Annotated in this window: 3 protein-coding genes and 1 pseudogene; 3 read left to right on the forward strand and 1 reads right to left on the reverse strand. The window is 64.4% G+C overall.

Annotated features, from left to right (window positions below; translation table 11 throughout):
* The coding region (locus tag V6V89_RS41300) for a recombinase family protein (protein WP_334625200.1) at positions 1-320 on the reverse strand (320 nt) is incomplete at its 3' end.
* 35 nt (positions 321-355) lie between these two features.
* On the opposite strand from V6V89_RS41300, the pseudogene V6V89_RS41305 reads away from it, so the two are divergent.
* The 3 genes and pseudogenes from V6V89_RS41305 to V6V89_RS41315 form a co-directional block, all read left to right on the forward strand.
* Positions 356-544, forward strand: a pseudogene (locus V6V89_RS41305) (MBL fold metallo-hydrolase); the annotation flags it as partial.
* A 75-nt stretch (positions 545-619) separates the two neighbouring features.
* Positions 620-829, forward strand: coding sequence for a type II toxin-antitoxin system VapB family antitoxin (locus tag V6V89_RS41310; RefSeq protein ID WP_334625201.1), 210 nt, complete (start codon positions 620-622; stop codon positions 827-829).
* Positions 826-1,251 (forward strand): PIN domain nuclease, encoded by a 426-nt coding sequence (locus V6V89_RS41315; RefSeq protein WP_334625202.1) that lies wholly within the window; start codon positions 826-828, stop codon positions 1,249-1,251. The genes V6V89_RS41310 and V6V89_RS41315 overlap by 4 nt, the downstream gene beginning before the upstream one ends.
* The last annotated feature ends 349 nt before the right edge of the window (positions 1,252-1,600 follow it).

Raw genomic sequence — 1,600 nt, forward strand, 5'->3', positions numbered from 1 at the left:
ACATCCTTCCTGGAAGCCGCCGTCCACCTCACCTCAGGTGTCCGGAGAACCGGGGGAAGCTCACGGCGGTTACGCCACAGACGGGACGTGTGAAACACGATGATGCGGTCAACCTGACCAGCCGCCACAGCGGCCATCAGCGCCTCGTACCCAGGCCGATGAACACCCTTGAGCGCCGACACATCATTGTCGGAGAACTCCGCTACGACCTCGCCACCTCGCGCCGCGGACAGGCCGCGACCGTCTTCGAGCTGCCTGAACACGCCCTTCTCAGTGCCGAGGTCATCTTCCGAGATCCGGGCGTACAGCGCGTCGCGCATAGCCACTCACCTATGTTACCCTCTAACGGCCCCCACTGTTCCCCGGTGGGGTGGGAAATACGCGCGGAGACGCCGACAACTTCAGGTCGCTCATCGACGACGTCGAGCGGAAACTCTTCGACTGCCTCCCCGACGAAACCTGGTTCTACCCGGGCCACGGCAGGGATTCGACCCTGGGAGCCGAGCGCGCCTCGATCCCAGAGTGGCGGGCTCGCGGCTGGTGACCACGCGGGGGCCCCGCCCATGTTTCTATGAGATATACTCGACCATGGGTCGGTATATACGGGAGATGATCAACCGTGACGAAGGTACTTGTCGATGTCGACGATGACGCCCTTGCGGAGGCGTCGGCGCTGCTCGGCACCAAGACGAAGAAGGACACCATCAACACCGCCCTGCGCCAGGCAGCCAGCCAGCTACGACGAGCAAAGGCCCTGGCCCACCTCGCAGAGCTCGGAGAGACCGGCACCTTCGACGAACTGCTGGACAAGTCCACATACCGCGCATGACCCCAGCCCGCTTCCTGGTCGACACCAGCGCCTTGGTCCGGCTATTGCGCGATCGTGACGTCCGTGCCCGGTGGCAGCCACAGATCACCGCTGGCGTCATGGGCATCTGTCCGATTACCGAGCTCGAATTTCTGCACAGCGCTCGATCCAAAGCCGACCGCGCGGAATGGCTTGAACTGCTCGGCGCAACCTTTTCGTGGATCGCCATGCCCGACCGGGTCTTCAGCCGCGCGACCGAGGTCCAGGCCACCATGACCGCTCGTGGCACCCACCGCTCAGCCGGTCCCGTCGATCTGCTACTCGCCGCGACCGCTGAGCTGAATGATCTCGCACTCGTGCACTACGACCACGATTTCGATGAAGTCATCAAGGTCACGAGCCAGCCGGCGGTATGGGTAGCCCCGCCTGGCTCCATCGCCTGACCCGGTATTTCAGATTGCGCGCGCCAAATGGTGGCACCGCACCAAGCCCGCGCCTACCCGAGATTGTCGGTCGTCCACAGTAGCTTCGCGCCCATGCCCTCTCACCTCCACGAGATCCTTATCGAGATGTTCCGGGATCGCCAACGCTGGCCGCCGAGCTCTTGCGCGGACCGCTCCACGTAACGGTGCCGGACTTCGATGAGGCGCGGTTGTCCGCGGGTGAGCTGACAGACTTCGCGCCGACCGAGTACCGGGCAGACGCGGTGGTCACGCTGGCCGACGAGGGCAGGGCGATTGCGTAGTCGCGGGGATGCTGGCTGACCTGGTCCTATGTGGGCGGCCGAGGATG

Source organism: Micromonospora sp. CPCC 206061 (assembly GCF_036906915.1).
In the GTDB taxonomy this organism is placed as follows: Bacteria; Actinomycetota; Actinomycetes; order Mycobacteriales; family Micromonosporaceae; genus Phytohabitans.